This window comes from Herbidospora mongoliensis (assembly GCF_001570545.1).
In the GTDB taxonomy this organism is placed as follows: Bacteria; Actinomycetota; Actinomycetes; order Streptosporangiales; family Streptosporangiaceae; genus Herbidospora; species Herbidospora mongoliensis.
In genome coordinates this window covers 131,617-154,335 of sequence record NZ_BBXD01000024.1, presented here as the reverse complement: position 1 = coordinate 154,335, position 22,719 = coordinate 131,617, and the positions used below count along the sequence as shown (strand labels likewise).

Sequence of the window (22,719 nt, the reverse complement as noted above, 5' to 3'; positions counted from 1 at the left end):
CGTATATGCGTGTCGATCTTTTGAGCCGTGAGTTCCCGCCCGACGTTTACGGCGGCGCGGGTGTGCACATCGAGTACCTCTCGCGCGAGCTGCGACGGCTCCTCGACGCGCGGGTCCGCTGCTTCGGCGAACCCCGCGAAGGAGCCGACGCCTACGCCACTCCGCCGGGCCTGACCTTGGCGAACGCCGCCCTTCAGGTGCTCGGGACCGATCTGGAGATGGCCTCCGCCTGCGCGGGCGCCGACGTCGTGCACTCGCACACCTGGTACGCCAACTTTGCGGGCCACGTCGCCAAGATGTTGTACGGCATCCCGCACGTCGTCACGACCCACAGCCTCGAGCCGCACCGCCCGTGGAAGGCCGAGCAGCTCGGCGGCGGTTACGTGCTGTCGTCGTGGGCCGAGCGCACCGCCCTGACCGCCGCCGACGCGATCATCGCGGTGTCCGGCGGCATGCGCCGCGACGTCCTGGCCTGCTACCCGGAGATCGACCCCGACCGGGTCACCGTGATCCACAACGGCATCGACACCGACGAGTACGCGCCCGCGCCGACGAACGCCGCCCTGCTCAGGCACGGCATCGACCCGACCAAGCCCTATGTGGTCTTCGTCGGCCGGATCACCCGCCAGAAGGGCCTGACCCACCTGCTGCGCGCCGCCAGGGACTTCGACCCCGCCGCCCAGCTCGTGCTCTGCGCCGGGGCTCCGGACACACCCGAGATCGCCGCCGAGGTCACCGCCCTGGTCGAGGAGCTCCAGGCCACCCGCAAGGGCGTCATCTGGATCACCGAGATGCGCCCGCGCCCGGAGATCATCGAGATCCTCACCCACGCGACCGTCTTCGTCTGCCCGTCCGTGTACGAGCCCATGGGCATCGTCAACCTGGAGGCCATGGCCTGCCAGACGGCGGTGGTGGCCACCGCGACCGGCGGCATCCCCGAGGTGGTCGCCCACGACGAGACCGGCCTGCTGGTGCCCATCGACGCAGGTGAGCACGGCGAGCCCCGCGACCCGGCCGTCTTCGCCCACGCCATCGCCGCCGACGTCAACCGGCTCCTCGCCGACCCCGCCCTGGCCGCCCGGATGGGCCGCGCGGGCCGGGCCCGTGCGGTCGCCTCCTTCTCCTGGCCGGCCATCGCCGACCGTACGAAGGATCTCTACGAGAGCCTCAGCCGCCGCAGCAGCTGAGCGTTGGTGGCGACGACGACCGTGGAGGCCGACATCAGGATCGCGCCGACCGACATCGGCAGCACGAACCCGACCGGGGCGAGCACCCCCGCGGCCAGCGGGACCGAAATGATGTTGTAACCCGCGGCCCACCACAGGTTCTGCTTCATCTTCCGGTACGTCGCCCGGGAGAGATCCATGACCGACAGCACGGCCCTGGGGTCGTCGCCGGCGAGGATGACCCCGGCCGACGCGATGGCGACGTCGGTACCCGCCCCGATCGCGATGCCGACGTCCGCCCGCGCCAGCGCGGGCGCGTCGTTCACCCCGTCGCCGACCATCGCGACCCGCCGCCCCTCGTCCTGAAGTTCCTGTACGGCTCCCGCCTTGTCCTCCGGCCGCACTCCCGCGTAGTAGCGCTCGATCCCCAGCTCCTGAGCGACCACGGCGGCCACCTGATGGGCGTCTCCAGTGATCATCACCACGTCGACCCCGCGCGCCTCGAGCCGGGAGACGGCCTCCCGCGACTCCGGCCGGATCTCGTCGGCAAGTGTCAGCGCGCCCTTCACGTGACCGTCGACCAGCACGTGGAGCACCGTGGAGCCCGAGGCCTCCCGCAGCGCCCGCGCACCCTCCATCGCGAGCAGTCCCGGCCCGCCGACCTGCACCCGCGCGCCGTCGACCTCGGCAGACACGCCGATCGCGGGGGAGGAGGTGAAGCCCGACGACGAAGGGACCGACAGCCCCCGTTCCTTCGCGGCGGCCACGATCGCCCTGGCCAGCGGGTGTTCCGAGTCGGCCTCGGCCGCCGCCGCGAGGGCCAGCACGTCGTCCGACGTCACCTCGATGACCGCCGGCTCGCCCTTGGTCAGGGTGCCGGTCTTGTCGAAGATCACGGTGTCGACGGTGCGCATGCTCTCCAGCGCCAGCCGATCCTTGATCAGCACCCCCGCTCGCGCCGCCCGCTCGGTCGCGATCGACACCACCAGGGGAATCGCCAGCCCGAGCGCGTGTGGGCAGGCGATCACCAGCACGGTGATGGTCCTGATCACCGCCTCGTCGGGGTGCCCGAGCAGCGTCCACACCACCGCCGTGATCACCCCGGCGCCCAGGGCGAACCAGAAGAGCAGCGCCGCCGCGCGGTCGGCGAGACGCTGCGCCCGGGAGGTCGAGTTCTGCGCGTCTTCGACCAGCCGCCGGATGCCCGCCAGCGCGGTGTCCTCACCGACCGCCCGCACCTCGACCCGCAGGCCGGAGTCGGTCGCCACCGTCCCCGCCACGACGCGATCGCCCTCGGACCTCCGGACGGTCGCGGACTCCCCGGTGATCATGGATTCGTCCATCCCGGCGGAACCGGAGACGACCACGCCGTCGGCCGGGACCCGGCCACCCGGCCGGACCAGCACCAGATCGCCCACCCGCAGCTCGGACGGCGGCACCACCGAGCCGTCGGCCAGTTCGGCCTCGTCGGGCAGCAGCGCGGCCAGCGAGTCGAGGGCCGAGGTGGTGCGGGCCAGGGAGCGCATCTCGATCCAGTGGCCCAGCAGCATGATCACGATCAGCAGCGCCAGTTCCCACCAGAAGTCCAGCTCGTGGTCGAGGAAGCCGAGGCTCGCGCCCAGCGACGCCACGAACGCGACCGTGATGGCCAGCCCGATCAGCAGCATCATCCCGGGCGTGCGGGACCGCAGTTCGCTCACGGCGCCGGTCAGGAAGGGCGATCCGCCCCAGAAGTACATGACGGTGCCGAGGGCCGGCGAGACCCAGCCCGCGTCGGGAACCGAGTAGCCGATGATCGCGGCGAACATGCCGGAGGTCAGCACCGTCGGCACGGCCAGCACCAGCATGACCCAGAACAGCCGCCGGTACCGCGCCACATGGTGATCGTGCATTTCGGGTCCTCCTCGTAGAAACCCCCGGGGGGTATGCTAGATTCTATACCACTACCCCCTAGGGGTACTCTTGAGCAAGGACGAAGGCCCGGGGAGGTCGCTATGCACGGTTACACCGACAACAAGCAGGACCACTTGAAGCGGCTCCGCCGGATCGAGGGCCAGGTCAGAGGCCTACAGCGGATGGTCGAAGAAGACAAGTACTGCATCGACGTGCTGACCCAGGTGTCGGCCGCCAACCGCGCGCTGCAGTCGTTCGCGCTGGCCCTGCTGGAAGAGCACCTGGCCCACTGCGTCGCCGAGGCCACCGCCAAGGGCGGCCCCGAGGCCGACGCCAAGATCAAAGAGGCCTCCGACGCCATCGCCCGGCTCGTCCGCTCGTAACTTCCCGAACGTGAAAGAGGATCCGTCATGACCGTCACCGCCTACTCCGTCACCGGCATGACCTGCGGCCACTGCGCGAGTTCCGTCTCGGAAGAGGTCAGGGGCATCGCGGGCGTCAGCGACGTCAAGGTCGACGTGCCGACCGGCCAGGTGACCGTGACCAGCCAGACCCCGATCGACGAGGCCGCAGTAAAGGCCGCCGTCGAGGAGGCCGGCTACACCTTGGTGGGCCCGGCGTGAACACCGTGACCAAGCTGGGCGTGTTCGCCGCGGGCCTCGCCGTCGTCTTCGGCGGGGCCTACGCGGTCGGCGCCACCCAGAATGACACCATGCCGCGCCGCTACGCCGACTACGCGCCCGCGGACGCTCCGGAGGCGCCCGCCCATGGGGGTCACGCCCATGAGGAGACCGGGGAGACCGCCCCACCCGTACCGGGCGGCCTGCGGATCTCCCAGGACGGCTACCGCCTGCGCCCGGTGACCACCACGCTGAAGCCGGGCAAGAGCCTCGATTTCGCCTTCCACGTGCTCGGCCCGGACGGGAAGCCGGTCACCGCCTTCCAGCTCGCCCACGAGAAGAAGCTGCACCTGATCGTGGCCCCCCGCGACCTGGGTGGTTTCCAGCACCTGCACCCCGAGCTGGCCTCCGACGGCACCTGGACCATCCCGCTCACCCTCCCGGAACCCGGCACTTACCGCATGTACGCCGACTTCGCCCCCGAAGGCGGCCCGGCCATGACCCTCGGCGCCGACCTGACCGCCCCGGGCGACTTCCGCCCCGACCCGTTCCCGGCCACGAGCCGAACGTCGACGGTCGACGGCTACACCGTCACCCTCCAGGGCGCGATGAACCCGGGCCAGCCCTCGCCGCTCTCCTTCACGGTCAGTAAAGATGGCCAGCCGATCAAGGAGCTGGAGCCCTACCTGGGCGCTCAAGGCCACCTGGTGGCGCTGCGGGCGGGCGACCTGGCCTACCTGCACGTCCACCCGATGTCCGGGCTGATCTTCATGGCCCAGGCGCCCCGCGAAGGCGGCTCCTACCGGCTGTTCTTCGACTTCAAGCACGGCGGCACCGTCCGCACCGCGTCGTTCACGCTGGAGGGATGACATGCCGAACCTGATCCAGCTCTCGATCGGCGGGATGACCTGCGCGTCGTGCGCCAACCGGATCGAGCGCAAGCTCAACAGACTCGACGGCGTGACCGCCACGGTCAACTACGCCACCGAGAAGGCCAACGTCGTCTTCGCGCCAGGTGTGTCCGTGAAGGCGCTGGTCGAGGAGGTCAAGAAAGCTGGATACAGCGCGACATTGCCTGAAGAGACCAAACAGGCAGAAGGCCGAGACCCGCTGCGAGACCGGCTGATCACCGCCGTGGTCCTCGCGGTCCCGGTGATCGCGATGGCCATGATCCCGGCACTCCAGTTCACCTACTGGCAGTGGCTCTCGCTCACCCTGGCCGCCCCCGTCGTCACTTACGCCGGCTGGCCGTTCCACAAGGCCGCCTGGACCAACCTGCGCCACGGCGCCGCCACCATGGACACCCTCGTGTCGCTCGGCACGCTGGCCGCGTTCGGCTGGTCGCTGTGGGCGCTGTTCCTGGGCACCGCCGGAACGCCCGGCATGATCCACCCGTTCTCGTTCGCGATCGAGCGCAGCGACGGCTCCGGCAACATCTACCTGGAGACCGCCGCGGGTGTGACCGCGTTCCTGCTGGCCGGGCGCTACTTCGAGGCCCGCGCCAAACGCCGCGCCGGAGACGCCCTGCGCGGCCTGATGGAACTCGGCGCCAAAGACGTCGCGGTGTTGCGCGACGGCAAGGAGACCCGTCTCCCGGCCGAGCTGCTGAAGGCCGGCGACCTGTTCGTGGTCCGTCCCGGCGAGAAGATCGCCACTGACGGCGTCGTCCACGAGGGCGCGTCGGCGGTCGACGCCTCGATGCTGACCGGCGAGTCGATGCCGGTGGAGGTCAGCGCGGGCGACGCCGTGACCGGCGCGACGGTCAACGCCGGTGGCCGCCTGGTCGTGAAGGCCACCCGCGTCGGCGCCGACACCACGCTGGCCCAGATGGCCCGCATGGTCGAGGAGGCCCAGACCGGCAAGGCCCGCGTGCAGCGGCTCGCCGACCGGATCTCCGGCGTCTTCGTGCCGGTCGTGATCGCCCTCGCGGTGGGCACCCTCGGCTTCTGGCTCGCGGTCGACGGTCCCACGGCCGCCTTCACCGCCGCCGTGGCCGTGCTGATCATCGCCTGCCCGTGCGCCCTGGGCCTGGCCACCCCGACCGCTCTCCTCGTCGGCACCGGCCGGGGGGCCCAGCTCGGCATCCTGATCAAGGGGCCGGAGGCGCTCGAATCGACGCGAGGCGTCGACACGGTGCTCCTGGACAAGACCGGCACCATCACGCAGGGCCGGATGACCCTCACCGACGTGACCGTGGCAGCGGGCTTCGAGGAGGAAGCCGTCCGCCGCCTCGCCGCCGCCGTCGAGCATGCCTCCGAACATCCCATCGCGGGCGCCCTGACCCGCGGCCACGCGAACCTCCCGCCGGTCACCGACTTCACGGCGATCCCCGGGGAGGGGGTCAGCGGCGTGGTCGAGGGCCACGAGATCGTCATCGGCCGCGCCGACTCCAGTGAGGGCACGGGTGTGCGGATCACCATCGACGGCGCACCCGCCGCCGTCATGGTCGTCGCCGACGTCCTGAAGCCCTCGTCGGTCAAGGCCGTCGCCGAGCTGAAAGCCCTCGGACTGAAGCCGGTCCTGCTGACCGGTGACAACGAGGCCGTGGCCCGCCGGGTCGCCGATCAGGTCGGCATCGACGAGGTCATCGCCGGGGTCCTCCCGGCCGGCAAGGTCGACGCCGTCAAACGCCTCCAGGGCGAGGGCCGCGTCGTCGCCATGGTCGGTGACGGCGTCAACGACGCCGCCGCGCTCGCGCAGGCCGATCTCGGCCTGGCCATGGGCACCGGCGCGGACGCCGCGATCCAGGCCGCCGACCTGACGCTGGTCCGGGGCGACCTGCGGGTGGCCGCGTCGGCGATCCGGCTGTCCCGGCGGACGCTGCGGATCATCAAGGGCAACCTGTTCTGGGCGTTCGCCTACAACGTCGCCGCCCTGCCGCTGGCCGCGCTCGGCCTGCTCAGCCCGATGATCGCCGGTGCCGCGATGGCCCTGTCGTCGGCTTTCGTGGTCGGCAACAGCCTCCGGCTGCGCGGCTTCAAGGGCTGATCAGCGTCACACCGGGCTTGCCGCCCTGGACGAGCGCGTCGGCCGCCTCGTCCAGGGAGATGGTCCGGGTGATCAGCAGCTCCGGCACCAGCGAGCCGCTCTCGATCAGCGCGAGCATCTCGGGATAGGCGTGGGCGGGCATGCCGTGGCTGCCGAGGATCTCCAGCTCCCACGCGATCACCCGGCCCATCGGCAGCTCCGCGCCACTGGGCAGCAGCCCGATCTGCACGTGCCGCCCGCGCCTGCGCAGGCTCCTGATCGAGTTGGCGCAGGTTTCCGGGCTGCCGAAGGCGTCCATCGACAGATGAGCTCCGCCGGTGACGTCGACCAGCCGGTCGATCCGGCCAGGGGGAAGCGTCTCGGTGGCGCCGCACGCGGCGGCCAGGGCGAGGGCGTCGGGGTGGACGTCGACCGCGACCACCCGGGCACCGGCCGCCGCCGCGATCATCACCGCGGACAGGCCGACCCCGCCGCAACCGTGCACGGCCACCCATTCGCCGGGCCGCACCCGGCCCTGGTGGACGACGGCGCGGAACGCGGTCGCGAACCGGCAGCCCAGCGCGGCGGCGGCGCCGAACGACAGATCGGCGGGCAGCGCGATCAGGTTCACGGCGGCGTTGCGCACCACCACGTATTCGGCGTAGGACCCCCAGTGGGAGAACCCCGGCTGGGTCTGCGCCGGGCACACCTGGTGGTTCCCGCTCCGGCACTCGCCGCAGTGGCCGCAGGACATGATGAACGGGGCGGTGACCCTATCGCCGAGGGCCCAGCCGGTCACCCCCGGCCCGATGTCGCTGATCACACCCGCGAACTCGTGCCCGGGAACATGGGGAAAAGTCTGGATGTCGGCGTCGTGCCCCTGCCACCCGTGCCAGTCGCTCCGGCACAGCCCCGTGGCCGCGACCTTCACCACCACCTCGCCCGGCCCCGCGACCGGATCGGGCACCTCCCGCACCGACGGCTGTTCTTTGAAGGCGTCGTAAACCACGGCGCGCATCAGCGAACCATCTCAAAAGTCATGAAAGCCAGCCTAGGGAAGGCGGGCGACCGTCTTCTTCGTGAGGTCCGCGATGAGCGGCGTCATGTCCGGCCGCTCGCTCAGCAGTTCGTCGAACCTGGCCCGCCACATCCCGGTCTCCGCGACCGTGGCCGCGTCGTTCTCCAGGATGTGCATCCGGGTCTCGGTCAGTTTGAGCTGGTAGACGACGCCCAGGTGACGGGTGATCATGTCGCCCAGCCACCAGTAGGCGTCGGCCGTCGAGGCCTCGACGAAGACCCGCGCGGCCTCCCAGGCGACTCGCCGCGTGTTCAGGACTCCTGCCATAAACCGGATCGTAAGTGTCGTGCAAGGAGAATCCGAGATGGTAGGGACACAACAGAGAAAAACCCCCTGAAGGGAACCAGCCGTGCGCCTCCTTGGTGGCCTCGTCGCAGCTCTTGCCCTCGTCCTCATCCCTTCCGCCCCCGCGTTCGCCGACGACCCCTCGGTGGCCTCGAAGACCGAACTCACCCACCAGGCCCCGGCCAAGAAGTTCACCCGCTACAGCCCCGCCAAGAAGGCCTACACCTCCGGTTCCGTCTCCGGTGTGATCACCAACCCCGGCGCCGTCATCGAGGATGCCAACATCCAGGTCAGCGGCAAGATCAGCGACCTGACCAAGGGCTCCGCCTGCGGCTACGCGGTCTTCCGCATCACCTACCAGAAGGGCGGCCAGCAGCCCTTCACCCACAAGACCTACCGTGACTGCACGTACAAGACGCCGGCGTCCTACAGCTTCACGTACAAGCACGCGACCCTCGTCGAGCTGAAGGTCTGCTCCGAGGCCAAGCACGCGAAGGTCTCCGTCCAGTGCCTCTACGGCGGCGCGTGGAAAGTCGTTTACGCCACGATATGACCCGTTAATCCTAATGCGCGAAGATCTACCCTGAATCTGTAGATTTCTTGCGCTAGGAAGTTCGATGGGTGAACTGGACCACCGTTATCGGGGCGAGCATCCGATCCGGACGCTCGCCTACCTCTACCGCGACCACCGCAGATCACTTCTGATCGCGGTGGTCGCCTTCGTGTTCAAGCACAGCCCCACGTGGATGCTGCCGCTGGTGACCGCCAACATCATCGACGTGCTGGTCGACGGGGGACCGGTCAGCGGTATCTGGCTCAACGCCGGGGTGCTCTGCCTGCTGCTGACCCTGAACTACCCCTTCCATCTGCTCTACGTACGCCGCCTCAGCGGCACCATCCGCAAGGTGAGCACCGGGCTGCGCTCCTCGCTGTGCGCCAGGATGCAGCAGCTCTCCATCGGCTACCACGCCCGGGTCAGCGCCGGAGTGCTGCAGACCAAGGTCATCCGCGATGTGGAGAGCGTCGAGACGATGTCGCAGCAGGCCGGCGACATCGGGCTGTCGGCCATCGTGATGCTGGCCGGCGGGGTGACGGTGATCGCGATCAAGGTGCCGCAGGCGCTGCCGGTCTTCCTGGTCGTCGTCCCGGCCGCCGCGATCCTGGTGATGAAGATGCGCGACCGCATGCGCACCGACAACGAGAGCTTCCGCCTGGAGGTCGAGCGGCTGTCGTCCCGGGTGACCGAGATGACGCACCTGATCCCGATCACCCGCGCGCACGGCCTGGAGAAGGACGCCCTGCACCGGGTCGACGGCACCCTGCGCAACGTGCTGCGCAGCGGGCTGCGGCTCGACCTCGTCAACGGGCGGTTCGGCTCGCTCGCCTGGATCCTGCTGAACACGCTCGGCGTCGTGTGCCTGGCCGGGGCGGCGCTGGTGTCGTACTACCGGGTGTTCGCGCTGACCCCCGGCGACGTCGTCATGCTCAGCACCTTCTTCACCACGCTGACCGCCGCGATCACGTCGCTGATGAGCCTGACCCCGATCATCAGCAGGGGCCTGGAGTCGGTGCGGTCGATCGGCGAGGTCCTGCAGGCCCCCGACCTGGAGCACAACGACGGCAAGGCCGAGGTCGCCGAGGTGACGGGCCGCCTCGACTTCCAGGACGTCGCCTTCACCTACGGCGTCCAAGAACTTTCTCTTTCTGTACGCCCCGGGGAGGCCGTGGCGCTGGTCGGTGCCTCCGGCGCGGGCAAGTCCACCGTCCTCAACCTCGTCATCGGCTTCCTCCGCCCGACCGAGGGCCGCATCCTGCTCGACGGCGTCGACATGGAGACCCTCGACCTGCGCACTTACCGCCGGTTCGTGTCGGTCGTGCCGCAGGAGTCGATCCTCTTCGAGGGCAGCGTGCACGAGAACGTCACCTACGGCCTGCCCGACGTCCCCGCCGAAGTGATCCGCCGGGCGCTGGAGGACGCCAACGCCGCCGAGTTCGTCGACCGCCTCCCCGACGGCTGGGACACCGTGGTCGGCGAGCGCGGCGCCCGCCTGTCGGGCGGCCAGAAACAGCGCCTGGCCATCGCCCGCGCCCTGATCAGAGACCCGAGGATCCTCATCCTGGACGAGGCCACGAGCGCCCTCGACACCCGCTCGGAGAAGCTGATCCAGGAGGCCATGGCCCGCCTGGTGGCCGGCCGCACCGTGCTCGTGGTGGCCCATCGGCTGTCCACGATACGGAACGCCGACCGCATCGTGGTCATGGAGCACGGCCGCGTCACCGAGACCGGTTCCCACGACGACCTGGTCCGCGCGGGCGGCGCCTACGCCCTGCTCCAGTCGGCCTGACACGCGTTTGCAAGGAGTCTGCAGGCGCCCGGGTGCATAAGGGAGGGCAACACCCGCGCCCTCCTGGAGTACCACCGATGATTCTGCGTACCCTCACGGCCGCCGCCCTCCTGCTCGGCACCCTGGCCGCCCCCGCCCACGCGGCGCCGCAGACCTGCCGTGAGGGGTACGTCTGGCGCACCGCCCGCCCCGCCGACAAGGTCTGCGTGACCCCGGCGACGCGGGCCCGAACCCTGGCCGACAACGCCCTCAAGGTCACCCGCTGGGTGGACGACACCCACATCTGCGAAGACGGCTACGTCTGGCGCGAGGCCTTCCACGAGGACGACGTCTGCGTGCTCCCCTCGGTCCGCGACCAGGCGCGGGCCGACAACGCGGCCAACGAGTCGCGCCAGGTCCGGGCGAGACTGTGGATCACCACCCAAGAGCACGTCGTGAAGCTCAACGGCAGCCACTACAACGTGGGCCAGGTCAAGCTGTACGTCCGCCGCACCGCCGGCGACCTCGTCTGGAGCGGCGTGATCGCCGCCGCCGAGTTCGCCGGCTACCCCGGCGGGAGCTGGGGCAAGAAGACCGGCCTGCCCCACTGCCACGGCGCTCCCAACGCCTACGCCCGCGCCCAGGACGCCACCTCCGGCCGCTGGTCGATGAAGGTGCCGCTGCGCGTCGGCTGTTGACGGTCCGCCCGGCCCGGCCCGGCCGGTCGCGCGCCGGGTGTTGATGTTCGTCGGGGCCTCGCCGGGGTAGCACGGGCGTCCATGACGGAGATGCGCCGATGGTTGCTGGGACCCGACGGCGCCTTGGGCGCCAGGCTGACAGTGGCGGCCCTGGCGGCCGCGATTCTGCTGGTCCCGTTCATGTTGCTTCTTGTCCTGGTGAAGAACACCTTCACCCCGCTCTACCGGCTCGACCAGGGCGTGGCCGCCGATCTGCATGGTTTCGCCCTGCAGCATCCCGCCTTCGCCGACGTCATGCGGTTCATCACCGACGCGCTGGCGCCGGAGACCTGGCGGGTGCTGGTCGGCGGCGCGGCCGTCTACATGGTGCTGCGCGGGGCGCCCCGGCTGGCCATCTGGGCGGTCACGACCGTGATCGTGGGCGGCGTGATCGGGCTGGCCGTGAAGGTCGCCGTCGAGCGGGCCCGGCCGATGCTGCCCGACCCGGTCTCGTGGGCGCCGGGCTGGTCCTTCCCCTCGGGGCACGCCCTCAACGCGGCGCTGGGGGCGGTCACCCTGGTGCTGGTCCTGCTGCCGGTGCTGCACGGCGTCTGGCGCGTGGTCGCCTGGGTGCTGGCCGGGCTGGTGTCGGTGACGGTCGCGTTCACCCGGGTGGCCCTCGGGGTGCACTGGGTGAGCGACGTGGTCGCCGGGATGATCCTCGCGCTGGTCGTCGTGGCCGCCACGGCCGCCGGGTTCGAGGCCTGGCGCCGCCGGATGGGCCGCCGGCCGATCGAACCCCACTTGGAGGGGATCGAGCCGGAGATCGTCGCCCCGAACGGCAAGGGGGAACCCCGATGACGGGCCGGGCCGGAATTCTGCAGTCCATGTTCGTGAAGGGCTTCGAGCCCGAGATTGGAGCCCCCAATGGTGACGACGAGTCCCGCTGAGACCTCTCAGACGAAGCATCCCTGGCAACGGGTCGACTTCAAGGAGGTGGGGCGGCGGATCCTGCTGCCGCTGTTCGCCCTTCTGGTCGCCACGCTCGGCACCGGCCTGCTGCTCGTCAACGTGCTGGGGGACACCTGGCTGATCGAGCGGGACGAGGCGTTCAGCCGGGAGATCGCGGCGGAGCGGTCGGGGTTCTGGAACGGCATCACCGACGTCGTCTCGTCGTTCTCGGATACGCCGGTCATCGTGGTGGCCACCGCGATCTTCGCGATCGGCTTCAGGATCGCGTACAAGCGGTGGCGTGAATCGGTGTTCCTGATCTTCGCCGTGTGGGCGCAGTCGCTGATCTTCCTGGCGTCCACGGTCGTCTCACAGCGGCCCCGGCCCGAGGTCGCCCACCTCGACCCGGCGCCGCCCACCTCCAGCTGGCCCTCCGGCCACACCAGCGCCGGGGTCGCCTTCTACTTCGGGGTCGCCGCAGTGCTGACCCTGCACATGCACCGGCACGCGATCCTGCGATGGGTGCTGCTGGCGATCGGCCTGGGCGTCCCGCTGGCCATCGCGGGGTCGCGCCTCTATCGGGGCATGCACCACTTGACCGACGTGAGCTGGGGCTTCATGCTCGGCGCGGCCTGTGTGGCGATCCTCGCGGGAGGCGCGCTCTACCGTCCCGCCTTGAAGGCGGCCAGCGGCCGGGTCTCCACCTGATCGGTAACCGTCACCTCAGCCGCCACCATGGCCTGCACGTCGGCGATGGCCGCCGTCAGCAGATCCCGCAGGATCGCGTCGGGGTCGTCGACACAGGCCTGTGAGACGCCCCGGACCGCGAGCTGAACGGTGTTCGGGGCGGCGTAGCGGCGGAAGCCGCGGCGGGAGACCTTGACCCCGCTGCGGAAGCCGTAGGCCCAGCGGGCCGCCTCGGGCACCAGGTCGAGCGCCTCCTTGCTGGCCGGTTCGAGGCCGGGCTCCCGGCCGTCGAGGTCGGCGAGCACGTGCTCGGAGGCCAGCACCGACACCGCGAGGGCCAGTTGACGTTCGGCCGCGACCACCGGCAGGGCCGTCGTCGCCGCGCGCATCGCGATGCGGACGTCGGCCCGTGGGTCGGTGGTGGTCAGCCCGATCACCGACGGGATCAGCGGCGTGAGACGTTGCCGGTTGGCGTCGGTGGTGTAGTCGTTGACGAGTCGCGCCATGGCCGCCAGCAGCGGATGGGTGCAGGCCGGATGATCACTCCAGCGCTCCCCGGCCAGGTAGGACGCGAATTCCATGAAACACGCGCCCTTGCGCGGGTTGCGGTGCTTGCCTCGGGACAGCAGCGGGACCGCCGCCGGAAGGTGACTATGCACAGCCGCTCCATGCGATTTCGCCCAGGATGTCACTTTCCATAGTGCGCCCGGATCACGCGGATCGGAAGGCCCCCCTCCGATGGCGGCCCCACTCAGTGGACGTCAGCCCCCGCTCTTGCGGCGGAACGAGCGTTTGCCGCCGGCGGCCTCATGCGTGCCGTGGATCTTCGATGACCCCCGTGCACCCTTCTCGTTCCGGTCGGACTGCGCCTGACGCTTACGGTCGAGCGCCTCCCGGAACTTACGCTTGAGATCGTCTTCCGTGGTCTCCTCGTCGGGGACCCCGTCAGCCGACTCGTCGATCACCTCCGCCTCGACGGCGGATTCGGGTGTGCTGTCAGACATCGGACCTCCTGGGCTGTCACTTTACCGTGACCCTCCACACGGTAGGGTTCCGCTGTGCTGGAAGCCGTCCTTCCTCCCGGGATCAGGTGGCACGAGAGCTTCGGTGACGTGCCCGGAGTCCTCCCCCTGCCGGAGGAGGAATTCGTGGTCGCGAGGGCCGTGCCGCGCCGCCGCGCCGAGTTCGCGACCGCCCGTTGGTGCGCCCGCCAGGCGCTCACCCCGTTCGGATACGGCGACGTGCCGATCCTCCCCGGCCCGAAGCGCGAGCCGCTGTGGCCGAAGGGCATCGTGGGCAGCATGACGCACTGCGACGGCTACCGGGCCGCCGCGGTGGCCTCCGACGACGTGGTGATCTCCATGGGCATCGACGCCGAGCCCGACCAGCCCGTCCCCGACAGAGTGCTGAACTCCGTCGCGTTACCCGGGGAACAGGCCGTGATCTACGGGCTGCTGCGCGATCGCCCGGTGGTGGCGTGGGATCGGCTGCTGTTCAGCGCCAAGGAGTCGGTCTACAAGGCGTGGTTCCCGATCACCGGGCGCTGGCTGGGGTTCGAAGAGGCCCATGTGACCTTCGGGGACGGTGTGTTCAGCGCCCGGATCCTCATCGACTCGCCGCTACCGGTCTTCGAGGGCCGCTGGGCCGCCGAAGGTGGGCTCATCGTCACCTCCGTGGTGGTGCAGGCGTAATGTCGGTTATGTGCGCGTGATCGTGTTCGGGGCGACCGGGATGGTCGGCCAGGGGGTCCTGCGGGAGTGTCTGCTCGCCCCCGACGTGTCCGAAGTACTCGTTGTCGGGCGCACGCCCATGGGCGTCACCGACCCGAAACTGACCGAAGTGATCACCGATGTGTCCCGGCCGTCGGGCTACGCGGCGTTCCTCCAGGGGTTCGACGCGGTCTTCTTCTGCCTCGGGGTCGGTTCGACCGGGATGAAAGAGGCCGACTACCGGCGGGTGACGTACACGATGACCACTGATGTGGCCCGCACGCTGCGGCGCGATGTGACTTTCGTGTACGTCTCGGCCCAGGGCGCCGACGCCCACGGGCGCCGGATGTGGGCCCGGGTGAAGGGCGAGACGGAGAACGCGCTGTTCGAGCGGTTCGACCGGGCCTACGCGATGCGCCCCGGTCTCATCCGGGCGATGCACGGCGCGATCAGCAAGACCCGGTCCTACCGGTTGCTGTACAAGATCGGCACCCCGCTCTGGCCGGTTTTCACGCGGGTCCTCCCGCGCTGGGTGACCACCACCGAGGCGATCGGCCGCGCCATGCTGACGCTGGCCCGTGGCGAGAAAAACGCCCCAAAAATCCTGTATGCGACCGGTATCAACCGACTCGCCCGGATGTGAAAGGCTTCGGTGCCATGGAACGCATTTGTGTCACCGGCGCCGCCGGTAAGGCCGGCAAAGTGGTCGTCGCCTACCTGCGCGAACACGGCTACGACGTGGTGGCCACCGACCTTTCCGGCCCCGGCGTGCTGGCCGCCGACCTGACGGAATACGGGCAGGCGGTGGAGGTCCTCGAAGGCTGCACGGCCGTCGTCCACCTGGCCAACATCCCCGCCCCCGGCATGGCCACCCCGGCGATCACCTTCCAGCGCAACGTGACCATGAACGCCAACGTGTTCCTGGCGGCCGCGGCCCTGAAGCTGCGCCGCGTCGTCTGGGCCTCCAGCGAGACGACCCTCGGCCTGCCCTTCGACGACGACCCCCGCTACGCCCCCGTCGACGAGGCCCACTATCCCGTGCCGACCTCGACCTACGCGCTGTCGAAGGTCGTGACCGAGACGACCGCCGAGCACGTGTCGGCCTGGTCGGGCATCCCGTTCGTGGCGCTGCGGATCTCCAACATCCACCTGCTCGACGACTACGCGAACGTGCCGTCCTACTGGGACAGCGCGGCCTCGCGCCGCTGGAACCTGTGGGGCTACGTCGACGCGCGCGACGTGGCCCAGGCCTGCCGCCTGGGCCTGACCGCCGAGGTCACCGGAGCCGAGAGCTTCGTGATCGCGGCGGCCGACACCATCATGAACCGCCCCTCGGCCGACCTGCTCCGCGAGGAGTTCCCCGAGGTCGAACTGACCCACGACGTGGGCGAGTTCGGGACCCTCCTGTCGATCGACAAGGCCAGGAAGGTGCTCGGTTACGACCCCGAGCACTCCTGGCGCGATCACGTGGGCTGAGCGTCGACCGGGGACGGCGGCCTGCACGGCGTGATCGCGTCGGCTAGGGGTTCAACCTTCCCGGGAACGACGACGGGTGCGGCAGGCCAGCCCTTTCGATCGCGGCCTGCCGGGGACGTCCGTCCTCGAAGCAGTCGATCTTGTAGACCTCGTGCTCCTGGGGTGGTGTGCCGTATTTGGCCTTGCCCTCACGGGGTGAGGTGTCCCCGGTGGCCTGGATCCTGATGCCCTCTGGTGTGGTCAGGTCGAAGGACATGTGCCGGCAGGCGTAGCCGAGCAGCGGTGCGTCGGCGTTTCTGGCCAGGTCGAACCTGGCGCTGAGTAGGTCAAGGCTGCCCTTGAGCAGGTCGAACCCTGGTTTGAACAGGCCGAACCCCGGGACCTCCGCCGGGAGCAGGTCGTCACCGGGCGTCATCTCCCGCCACTCGACCAGCAGGGCGCCGGACCAGTCTCGCCCGATCGCCCTGCCCTCCGAGCGCCGGCCGTCGGCGCTGGTCCATTCGACCTGGACATCGTGCCGCGGTCTCGGGGTCAGGAAGATCGTCACCAAGGTGGTGAGTTTTCTCAGTCCGGCTGAGGAGTCGGCCCTACGGTGACCCGCTCCTTGACCACGACCGTCTGGGTGACCGTGACGGTCGGGGCCGGGCGCGGTGGGTCGTCCGAGGCGGGCAGGACCTCCCACGCCAGTACCGCCAGCACTCCCGACGCCAGGCACACCATCGCCACCAGCAGGGTCGGCGGCACCATGATGCTCTGTCGTCTCCGTGGTTCCACCGGGATCGACTGTCCTCTCCGATTTGCTGGACCGTTCCGTTTCCTGAGGTGCGGCGTCCGGCCCACCGGCTGCGGGTGGACCGGTTCGGCTTTTCCCAGAGGGCGCCGCCCCTCGACGATCTCCCGGTTCGGCCGGGCCACCAGCACGGCCAGGTCGCCCCGCTCGTCCTCGGCCAGCGCCGACACGTCCCCGGCGCTCTCGGCGTAGGTGAGAATGACCGCCCGGCCCGCGCGCCCGCCCAGCAGCCCGGCGACCACCGCGAGGAACGCGGCCTGGCTCTCTTCCGACTCGATGTCCCCGAGCCAGCGGGCCGGATCGTCTTCCGCGTCGGGATCGGCCATGGTTCGGCGGCTTTCCGGCTCAATCGCGCCGAGATCGCCACCCGACTCGTCCTCGGTCGCCTGGCCGGTCGGGCTGAAGACGGCCCGCACGACCGCCTCGCCCTCCTCCCGGTCTCCTGTTTCGAGGAGCGGGTCGACCGGGCCCAGCGCCTGGTCGAGGGCCTTGCCCGGGGCCGCCGACGCGGTCGTGATGGAGCTCAGCCACTCGCCGACGATGCCGTGGGCAAGGCCGGTCTCATCGGCGGCGTCGCCTTCGAGGACCAGGCCGTACACGATGGGGGTTCCCCGGTAGTCGGAGCGGTCGGACTCGACGCCCTGGAGGTAGATGCGCCAGGTCGGGCCCGTGGACTCGGCCAGGATGACGGGTTTCTCCGGGTCGGTGAGGTCGCGGTCGTGGTAGTCCCGCCACCAGTACTCCGCGGGTCCTGAGCCGATGAAGTCGTAGTCGCGGTTGGTGCCCCGCGTTCGCAGGTAGGCGCGCATCCCGTCCTTCCTAGAGCCGTTGCACGCGGGGGCCGAACTTACGGGTGGCGATCTTCTCCAGGACGGTGTCGAGGGACTGCAGGCGGCGTACCGCCTCCTGGGCCTCGCGGTCCTGGCGACCGGCCGCCTCGCGGCGGGCCTGGCGTTCGCGGTTGAGCCACATCAGGACGTCGCGGAAGAACCCCTCGCTGCGGTCGGCCAGATCTTGGGCCTGCTGGGCGCGCTGGATCAGGTCGGCCGACTCGTCGGCCGTCATGGTCCGCTTGCCCTGGATGAGCTGCTGGGACACCGCCGTCATCAGGTCGTCGACGCCCATCCGGGAGATCTTCCGGTCACGCCGGACCCGGTATTTCGCGTCGAAGGTCCAGTCGCCGGCCTCGTTCAGCACCCAGTCGGACTTGACCATCTCCACGCAGCCGAGCGTGTCGACGGGGGTGTAGAGGAGTTGCGCGTGCGGCGCCTCGGCGCGGACCGCCGCCACGACGCCGCCGTAGACCTCGTCGAACTTCTGCCGCAGCAGGTGCGACTTGTTGCGCAGGCCGCCGTTGTCGTTGAAGTAGGCCTCGCACTTGACCGGCGCGAACGCGATCAGCGCCGGTTCGTGCGGCCGCCGGTTGCGCTCGATCGCCCATTCGCGCGCCACGCTCTCGACCTGGGTGGTGGTCAGGTGCTTGGGCAGCAACTTCACATGCTGCTTCTCGTACGTCTCCATCAGCAACGCCGCGTCGATCGGCACCAGCAGGGCGGTGCTCCGGGTGATGAACGACCGGCAGGCGTCCCAGTCGCTCTCCGAATGGGCGCTGCGCCCGCGCCCGGCGAGCCAGCCGCCCGGGAAGTCGAGCAGTTCGATGCCGATCCGGGCCCCGGGCACCCCGGGGTCGAGGGCCAGCCGGAAGTAGAACGGCTCCATCGTGCCGCGCAGGTTGCCGGGGGTGAACTCACCGGCCAGCAGGTCGCCCTGGAGCTGCTCCCAGTTGTCGGCGATCTTGTCTTCGGTGGCCCGGCCGTCGGGCAGCATCGCCACGCCGCTGCCGGCCAGCAACTGCTGCCCCTCGGAGATCAGGGCGGTGACCAGCGAGGTCTTCCCCACCCGCGACGGGCCGAGCAACCCGATCTTGAACGCGGTCATGCGGCCCTCCCGGCCCCGTCGATCTTGCGCTGGAGTGACTCGATCAGGGTCTGCACCCGGTCGTGCCGGACGTTGCCCTCGGCGATGCCCTGGTAGGTGCCGGGCCAGATCTCGTTCCGGTAGGCCCGCGCGAACCGCTCGAACTCCCGCCGCGACCCCTTCGAGTCGCCGATCGGCCCCGAGCGGATGAAGATGTCCACGAACTGCTCCACCGCCGCGTAGGTCACCTGGACCGGCGTGACCTCGCCGTCCAGCAGCGCCTTGCGGATCTCGTGGGCGGCGTTCTGGGCCATCTCCTGGCAGAACCGGAAGAGCTCGTGCGCGCCCTCCTCGTCGCGCCTGATCTCCGGCGAGCGCTGCGACATCTGCAGCACGTCGAGATGCGGGCGCAGCCTCGGGTGCAGGTGGCTGCGGTACTCCATCCGCAGCTCCAGCAGCCCGGTCACCGCCGCGCGCAGCGCCGGACAGGGCCTGCGCGGGTTGTCGAGCAGGTCGGCGAGGTCGCGCAGCAGCTCGGAACCCTCCCGGTCGAGCAGGGTGCCGGTGTTCTCGCGCAGGATCACGCCGACCTCGCGGCGGGCCTCTTCGATCTGGCCGGAGTAGAAGCTGTCGAGGGCGGCGAACCGGCGGGCGATCTCCACCCGGATCCAGTTGACGGCGTCGTCGGCGAACGCCCCGGTGCCCCGCTCGGCGGTGAACCGCCGGACCGCCTTGGTGATCCAGGCGTCCTTGCCCGACCCGAACCCGTCGTCGATCCAGTCGCTCACGTCCTGGTAGACGCCCTTGATCGCGGAAATGTACTCGGGGTCGTCCTCCTCCGACAGGGCTCGCAGCCGCAGCCGCTCGACCAGCGCCTCCAGGCCGCCGGCCAGGTCTTCGCGCAGTTCCTCGGCGTTGATCAGCACCGACTCGATCTCGTCGCCGCCGGTCGAGCGGATGCCCCGCACGGCCTCCTGCAGATCGGCCAGCGCCGAGGCCAGGGACGCGCCCGTCGAGACCGCCGCCTCCTCGGCCCCGGCCAGGTATTCGGCGTCCATCACCGGAAGGCGGGTCGCCAGCGCGTGCAGCAGCGGCCTCAGCACCCCGGACCGCACCGACTCGGCGTCGCTCGCGTCGGTGTCGAGCATCGTGAAGTATTTGCCCGGCTGCCCGTTGTTGACGTGCTCCACCATGTGCGCCCGCATCGGCTCGGCCAACGCTTCGGCGCCCAGGGGCGTGTTGACCACGAGGAACACGAAGTCGCCCCGGTTGCGGATCGGCCCGCGGGCCCGGTCGAGCAGCTTCAGCGTGCGGGCGTCGGCGGCCGTCCAGAACGCCGAGGCGTCCACCGCCTTCTTGACCAGCAGGATCACGTCCACCTCGTGCTGCAGGCCCCGGACGTGGTGCTGCTCGGCCTCGGCCGCGACCTCACCCAGGCCCGGGAGGTCGACGATCCCCAGGTGCTCGACCCCGGGATGCGGGAAGGCGCAGTCGATGCGCACATCGCGTACCGCCAGATAGCGCCGCGAGACCGGAGCGTCGCCGGACACCTCCCGATGGGTCGGATAGGCCACGAACGGGCGCAGGTCGTCGAGGTCGACGACCATCTCGGCGCCGGTCAGATCCTTCTCGTACGACCAGAGCGCCCCATGGATGTCGCGCAGCCGCCGCAGGAGTGACACCTGATCGGTGGACGGCTCGGGGAGTTCGTCGGGATAGGCGTGATTTCGGAAGTCGTCAATGGTGCGTGGGGAGGCGGCGAATCCAAGTTCCGAGTGGTATGGCTGAATTATCTCCTTTAAGAATGATTCGCGCGAATGCAGTTTGAGCACCGCCCGCCGAATGGACGGCGAGTGATAAATGCGACTCCGGACCGCCGTGACCGGCAGGTCCTTGCCGGTCGGGATGTGCCGGTCGTCGAGCCCCGACACCGACTGGAGCAGCGTCGACTTGCCCATCCGCGCGCTGCCGCTCACCCCGACGTTCACCGTGTCCCGGGAGTAGCGCGCCTCCACCGCGGTCAGCTGCTCGATCGTCAGTGCGATCTGACTCCGCAGGTCAGCAAGGTGCGGAAAGCCCAGTCCGACAGCCGTCTCCGCCGCGATCGACGGATGCTCGCGCAACAGGTCGAGCGCGGCGGCCAGCTCCACCAGCGTCTGATCGGTGTCACGCCAGGCCGCGATCTTCGCCTGGACGCCCGGCAGCAGCGCCCGGCGGGTGGTCAGCAGCGACCTGATCTCCCCGGCGATGAAGTCACTTCCGTTGTTCGCCATGAGGCGAGTCAACGCGACTCCGTGTTATTCCGGTGAAAATCGGGACCGATTGTTATTTCGCCGCAACCGGATTACAGATAATAGCCGGATTTAGTGGAACGAAAGGCGCGCTGGGCACCTTCTTCGATCGCCGGCAGCAGCAGGAAGAGGTCGAGGATCCGGGCCAGCCGGGTCACCTCGGTCCGGTGGAAGGCGGGCCCCTCGACGCGAGCCAGCAGCAGCGTCAGCGCCAGCGGCGGCAACGGCGCGTGCACCACGTGGGCCCCCGACTCCAGCGTCGCCGCCACCGGCCGGGCCGGCGCGAGCTCGGGGAACCGGATCGACTCGGGCGCCCGCCAGCTCGAACAGACCACCTCGTGCACCCGCTCGGTCGCGCAGGCCGCCCAGTCGGCGCTGAACATCACCGGCATCGCGTCGACCAGAGTGGCCAGCGCGCGATCACCGGCGGTGGTCAGGAACTTGAGGATCTCCAGCTCCGGATAGGTGCCCGGGGCCTCACGAGTGGCCCAGACCCCCTCGACCTTGATGTCGGGTATCTCGTCGAGCGCCCGGACGAGATGCTCACGCGGCGCGGTGTCGGGCCACGAGACCGTGAAGTCGTCGACCGCCCGCTCGTCGCCCCGATCGAGCACGACGACCTGGATGATGTCGGCCCCCGCGACACCGAGGGCCTGGGTGACGACGCCGAGGGCGCCCGGACGGTCTGGCAGCGCGATCCGCAGCCGCAGCAGCATGTGATCAGGCTAATGCACCGGTCACTTCTTCCCGTGAAGGACAATGAGAGGATGAAAATCGGGTCGCTCGACGTCTGGCCCCCCGTGGTGCTCGCCCCCATGGCGGGTATCACCAACCGCGCCTACCGCACTCTCTGCCGCGAGCAGGGCGGCGGCCTGTTCGTGTGCGAGATGATCACCTCGCGGGCGCTGGTCGAACGCAACCCGCTGACGTACGAGATGATCCGCTTCGGCCCGACGGAGACGCCGCGCAGCATCCAGCTCTACGGGGTCGACCCGGTGATCATGGGCCGGGCCGCTCGCATGATCGTCGAAGAAGACCTGGCCGACCACATCGACCTCAATTTCGGCTGCCCCGTGCCCAAGGTGACCCGGCGGGGCGGGGGCGCGGCGGTGCCGTACAAGAGACGGCTGCTGAGATCGATCATCCGCGAGGTCGTGGCCAACGCCGGCCCGCTGCCGGTGACCATGAAGATGCGCAAGGGCATCGACGACGACCACCTGACCTACCTCGACGCCGGCCGGATCGCGGCCGAAGAGGGTGTGCAGGCCATCGCGCTGCACGCCCGCACCGCCATCCAGCACTACGGCGGCTTCGCCGACTGGGACGCGATCACCAGGCTGCGCGACGCCGTGCCCGGCAGTGTGCCGGTCCTGGGCAACGGCGACATCTGGACCGCCGACGACGCCCTGCGGATGGTGGCCCGGACGGGCTGCGACGGTGTGGTGATCGGGCGTGGCTGCCTGGGCCGGCCGTGGCTGTTCCGGGACCTGGAGCACGCGTTCAACGGGTCGCCCGAGCGCTCCGAGCCTCGCCTGGGTGAGGTGGTGACCATGCTGCTGCGGCACGCCGAGCTGCTGGTCGAGGTGATGGGCTCCGAGAAGCACGGCGTGTCCGACTTCCGCAAGCACGTCGGCTGGTATCTGAAGGCGTTCTCGGTCGGCGCGGAGACCCGTCGGCTGACCGCGCAGGCCTCCAGCCTCGACGAGCTGCGGGAGCGCCTGTCCGGCCTCGACCTCGCCCAGCCGTGGCCTGGAGAGGCGGCCGACGGGCCGCGCGGCAAGAGCGGCGAGCGGCAGAAGGTGTCGCTGCCGCTGGGCTGGCTCGACGACCCCGACGACTTCGCGGTGCCCGAGGTGGAAGACGCACTTTCCGGCGGTTGATAGGCACT

24 protein-coding genes are annotated in these 22,719 nt (G+C 70.0%); 14 read left to right on the top strand and 10 right to left on the bottom strand.

All coding sequences use genetic code 11. The features are described from left to right. Positions 1 to 5 precede the first annotated feature (5 nt). Positions 6 to 1,187 (top strand): glycogen synthase, encoded by a 1,182-nt coding sequence (gene glgA, locus AW272_RS35240; protein ID WP_066374309.1) that lies wholly within the window; start codon positions 6 to 8, stop codon positions 1,185 to 1,187. Here the strand turns inward: glgA and AW272_RS35235 are convergent. Next, positions 1,157 to 3,058 carry a copper-translocating P-type ATPase gene (locus tag AW272_RS35235; protein ID WP_066374307.1) on the bottom strand — a complete coding sequence of 634 codons (1,902 nt, stop codon included), beginning with the start codon at positions 3,056 to 3,058 and terminating at the stop codon, positions 1,157 to 1,159. The two genes, glgA and AW272_RS35235, sit on opposite strands and share 31 nt — an antisense overlap. A gap of 102 nt (positions 3,059 to 3,160) precedes the next feature. Between AW272_RS35235 and AW272_RS35230 the strand changes: the two genes are divergently transcribed. From AW272_RS35230 to AW272_RS35215, 4 genes are read left to right on the top strand one after another with little or no spacing between them, the layout of a single operon-like run. Beyond that, positions 3,161 to 3,442: a metal-sensitive transcriptional regulator gene (locus AW272_RS35230; protein WP_066374305.1), complete on the top strand. Its 282-nt coding sequence runs from the start codon at positions 3,161 to 3,163 to the stop codon at positions 3,440 to 3,442. A gap of 27 nt (positions 3,443 to 3,469) precedes the next feature. After that, entirely contained in the window at positions 3,470 to 3,682 is a 213-nt protein-coding gene (locus AW272_RS35225) for a heavy-metal-associated domain-containing protein (protein WP_066374303.1), read from the top strand. Next, positions 3,679 to 4,548, top strand: a complete 870-nt coding sequence (locus AW272_RS35220; protein ID WP_066374302.1) for a DUF8832 domain-containing protein — start codon at positions 3,679 to 3,681, stop codon at positions 4,546 to 4,548. Before AW272_RS35225 ends, AW272_RS35220 begins: the two co-directional genes overlap by 4 nt. A 1-nt stretch (position 4,549) precedes the next feature. After that, entirely contained in the window at positions 4,550 to 6,667 is a 2,118-nt protein-coding gene (locus AW272_RS35215; RefSeq protein WP_066374300.1) for a heavy metal translocating P-type ATPase, read from the top strand. Here AW272_RS35215 and AW272_RS35210 read toward each other — a convergent pair. Together AW272_RS35210 and AW272_RS35205 are read right to left on the bottom strand one after the other, a co-directional pair. Beyond that, complete coding sequence (locus tag AW272_RS35210; RefSeq protein WP_066374298.1) at positions 6,657 to 7,664, bottom strand: zinc-dependent alcohol dehydrogenase family protein; 1,008 nt, start codon at positions 7,662 to 7,664, stop codon at positions 6,657 to 6,659. The genes AW272_RS35215 and AW272_RS35210 overlap by 11 nt on opposite strands. 33 nt (positions 7,665 to 7,697) lie before the next feature. After that, positions 7,698 to 7,991 (bottom strand): hypothetical protein, encoded by a 294-nt coding sequence (locus tag AW272_RS35205; protein ID WP_066374294.1) that lies wholly within the window; start codon positions 7,989 to 7,991, stop codon positions 7,698 to 7,700. Between the two features lie 82 nt (positions 7,992 to 8,073). On the opposite strand from AW272_RS35205, the gene AW272_RS35200 reads away from it, so the two are divergent. The 5 genes from AW272_RS35200 to AW272_RS35180 all read left to right on the top strand — a co-directional run bounded on the left by AW272_RS35200 (position 8,074) and on the right by AW272_RS35180 (position 12,669). Next, positions 8,074 to 8,562, top strand: a complete 489-nt coding sequence (locus AW272_RS35200) for a hypothetical protein (protein WP_066374292.1) — start codon at positions 8,074 to 8,076, stop codon at positions 8,560 to 8,562. Between the two features lie 64 nt (positions 8,563 to 8,626). Beyond that, positions 8,627 to 10,354 (top strand): ABC transporter ATP-binding protein, encoded by a 1,728-nt coding sequence (locus AW272_RS35195; protein ID WP_066374291.1) that lies wholly within the window; start codon positions 8,627 to 8,629, stop codon positions 10,352 to 10,354. 77 nt (positions 10,355 to 10,431) lie between these two features. After that, on the top strand, positions 10,432 to 11,031 hold the full coding sequence (locus AW272_RS35190) for a hypothetical protein (RefSeq protein WP_066374290.1): 600 nt from the start codon (positions 10,432 to 10,434) through the stop codon (positions 11,029 to 11,031). Between the two features lie 90 nt (positions 11,032 to 11,121). Then, a complete protein-coding gene (locus AW272_RS35185; protein WP_066374365.1) occupies positions 11,122 to 11,871 on the top strand; it encodes a phosphatase PAP2 family protein in 750 nt (249 codons plus the stop codon). Positions 11,872 to 11,937: 66 nt separating this feature from the next. Continuing rightward, positions 11,938 to 12,669 (top strand): phosphatase PAP2 family protein, encoded by a 732-nt coding sequence (locus tag AW272_RS35180; protein ID WP_066374288.1) that lies wholly within the window; start codon positions 11,938 to 11,940, stop codon positions 12,667 to 12,669. Here the strand turns inward: AW272_RS35180 and AW272_RS35175 are convergent. Further along, positions 12,624 to 13,307 carry a hypothetical protein gene (locus tag AW272_RS35175; protein WP_066374287.1) on the bottom strand — a complete coding sequence of 228 codons (684 nt, stop codon included), beginning with the start codon at positions 13,305 to 13,307 and terminating at the stop codon, positions 12,624 to 12,626. The two genes, AW272_RS35180 and AW272_RS35175, sit on opposite strands and share 46 nt — an antisense overlap. 102 nt (positions 13,308 to 13,409) lie before the next feature. Further along, positions 13,410 to 13,652, bottom strand: coding sequence for a DUF5302 domain-containing protein (locus tag AW272_RS35170; RefSeq protein WP_066374285.1), 243 nt, complete (start codon positions 13,650 to 13,652; stop codon positions 13,410 to 13,412). A 54-nt stretch (positions 13,653 to 13,706) separates the two neighbouring features. Between AW272_RS35170 and AW272_RS35165 the strand changes: the two genes are divergently transcribed. Genes AW272_RS35165 through AW272_RS35155 form a run of 3 tightly spaced genes read left to right on the top strand, consistent with a single transcriptional unit; the run spans position 13,707 to position 15,833 of the window. Next, a complete protein-coding gene (locus AW272_RS35165; RefSeq protein ID WP_066374283.1) occupies positions 13,707 to 14,339 on the top strand; it encodes a 4'-phosphopantetheinyl transferase family protein in 633 nt (210 codons plus the stop codon). A 10-nt stretch (positions 14,340 to 14,349) separates the two neighbouring features. Then, positions 14,350 to 15,000 (top strand): NAD(P)H-binding protein, encoded by a 651-nt coding sequence (locus AW272_RS35160; protein WP_066374281.1) that lies wholly within the window; start codon positions 14,350 to 14,352, stop codon positions 14,998 to 15,000. Between the two features lie 14 nt (positions 15,001 to 15,014). Beyond that, positions 15,015 to 15,833, top strand: coding sequence for an NAD-dependent epimerase/dehydratase family protein (locus tag AW272_RS35155; RefSeq protein WP_066374279.1), 819 nt, complete (start codon positions 15,015 to 15,017; stop codon positions 15,831 to 15,833). A 43-nt stretch (positions 15,834 to 15,876) separates the two neighbouring features. Here the strand turns inward: AW272_RS35155 and AW272_RS35150 are convergent, their stop codons facing one another. The 5 genes from AW272_RS35150 to AW272_RS35130 all read right to left on the bottom strand — a co-directional run bounded on the left by AW272_RS35150 (position 15,877) and on the right by AW272_RS35130 (position 21,547). Continuing rightward, positions 15,877 to 16,383, bottom strand: a complete 507-nt coding sequence (locus AW272_RS35150) for a hypothetical protein (RefSeq protein WP_066374278.1) — start codon at positions 16,381 to 16,383, stop codon at positions 15,877 to 15,879. A 14-nt stretch (positions 16,384 to 16,397) separates the two neighbouring features. Next, positions 16,398 to 17,432 carry a hypothetical protein gene (locus AW272_RS35145; protein WP_066374276.1) on the bottom strand — a complete coding sequence of 345 codons (1,035 nt, stop codon included), beginning with the start codon at positions 17,430 to 17,432 and terminating at the stop codon, positions 16,398 to 16,400. Between the two features lie 10 nt (positions 17,433 to 17,442). After that, on the bottom strand, positions 17,443 to 18,561 hold the full coding sequence (locus tag AW272_RS35140; RefSeq protein ID WP_066374275.1) for a hypothetical protein: 1,119 nt from the start codon (positions 18,559 to 18,561) through the stop codon (positions 17,443 to 17,445). Further along, positions 18,558 to 20,813, bottom strand: coding sequence for a GTPase family protein (locus AW272_RS35135; protein WP_066374274.1), 2,256 nt, complete (start codon positions 20,811 to 20,813; stop codon positions 18,558 to 18,560). Before AW272_RS35135 ends, AW272_RS35140 begins: the two co-directional genes overlap by 4 nt. Before the next feature lie 71 nt (positions 20,814 to 20,884). Then, positions 20,885 to 21,547 carry an ACT domain-containing protein gene (locus tag AW272_RS35130; RefSeq protein ID WP_066374273.1) on the bottom strand — a complete coding sequence of 221 codons (663 nt, stop codon included), beginning with the start codon at positions 21,545 to 21,547 and terminating at the stop codon, positions 20,885 to 20,887. 51 nt (positions 21,548 to 21,598) lie between these two features. Between AW272_RS35130 and dusB the strand changes: the two genes are divergently transcribed. Next, the gene (dusB, locus tag AW272_RS35125) at positions 21,599 to 22,711 is read left to right on the top strand and encodes a tRNA dihydrouridine synthase DusB (RefSeq protein ID WP_083959024.1); all 1,113 of its coding nucleotides are present in this window, start codon (positions 21,599 to 21,601) and stop codon (positions 22,709 to 22,711) included. Positions 22,712 to 22,719 lie beyond the last annotated feature (8 nt).

Coding starts and splice junctions, on each gene's coding strand:
- glgA (WP_066374309.1), top strand. CDS start 6: ATGCGTGTCGATCTTTTGAGCCGTGAGTTCCCGCCCGACGTTTACGGC.
- AW272_RS35235 (WP_066374307.1), bottom strand. CDS start 3,058: ATGCACGATCACCATGTGGCGCGGTACCGGCGGCTGTTCTGGGTCATG.
- AW272_RS35230 (WP_066374305.1), top strand. CDS start 3,161: ATGCACGGTTACACCGACAACAAGCAGGACCACTTGAAGCGGCTCCGC.
- AW272_RS35225 (WP_066374303.1), top strand. CDS start 3,470: ATGACCGTCACCGCCTACTCCGTCACCGGCATGACCTGCGGCCACTGC.
- AW272_RS35215 (WP_066374300.1), top strand. CDS start 4,550: ATGCCGAACCTGATCCAGCTCTCGATCGGCGGGATGACCTGCGCGTCG.
- AW272_RS35210 (WP_066374298.1), bottom strand. CDS start 7,664: ATGCGCGCCGTGGTTTACGACGCCTTCAAAGAACAGCCGTCGGTGCGG.
- AW272_RS35205 (WP_066374294.1), bottom strand. CDS start 7,991: ATGGCAGGAGTCCTGAACACGCGGCGAGTCGCCTGGGAGGCCGCGCGG.
- AW272_RS35195 (WP_066374291.1), top strand. CDS start 8,627: ATGGGTGAACTGGACCACCGTTATCGGGGCGAGCATCCGATCCGGACG.
- AW272_RS35190 (WP_066374290.1), top strand. CDS start 10,432: ATGATTCTGCGTACCCTCACGGCCGCCGCCCTCCTGCTCGGCACCCTG.
- AW272_RS35185 (WP_066374365.1), top strand. CDS start 11,122: ATGCGCCGATGGTTGCTGGGACCCGACGGCGCCTTGGGCGCCAGGCTG.
- AW272_RS35180 (WP_066374288.1), top strand. CDS start 11,938: ATGGTGACGACGAGTCCCGCTGAGACCTCTCAGACGAAGCATCCCTGG.
- AW272_RS35170 (WP_066374285.1), bottom strand. CDS start 13,652: ATGTCTGACAGCACACCCGAATCCGCCGTCGAGGCGGAGGTGATCGAC.
- AW272_RS35155 (WP_066374279.1), top strand. CDS start 15,015: ATGGAACGCATTTGTGTCACCGGCGCCGCCGGTAAGGCCGGCAAAGTG.
- AW272_RS35145 (WP_066374276.1), bottom strand. CDS start 17,432: ATGCGCGCCTACCTGCGAACGCGGGGCACCAACCGCGACTACGACTTC.
- AW272_RS35140 (WP_066374275.1), bottom strand. CDS start 18,561: ATGACCGCGTTCAAGATCGGGTTGCTCGGCCCGTCGCGGGTGGGGAAG.
- AW272_RS35135 (WP_066374274.1), bottom strand. CDS start 20,813: ATGGCGAACAACGGAAGTGACTTCATCGCCGGGGAGATCAGGTCGCTG.
- AW272_RS35130 (WP_066374273.1), bottom strand. CDS start 21,547: ATGCTGCTGCGGCTGCGGATCGCGCTGCCAGACCGTCCGGGCGCCCTC.
- dusB (WP_083959024.1), top strand. CDS start 21,599: ATGAAAATCGGGTCGCTCGACGTCTGGCCCCCCGTGGTGCTCGCCCCC.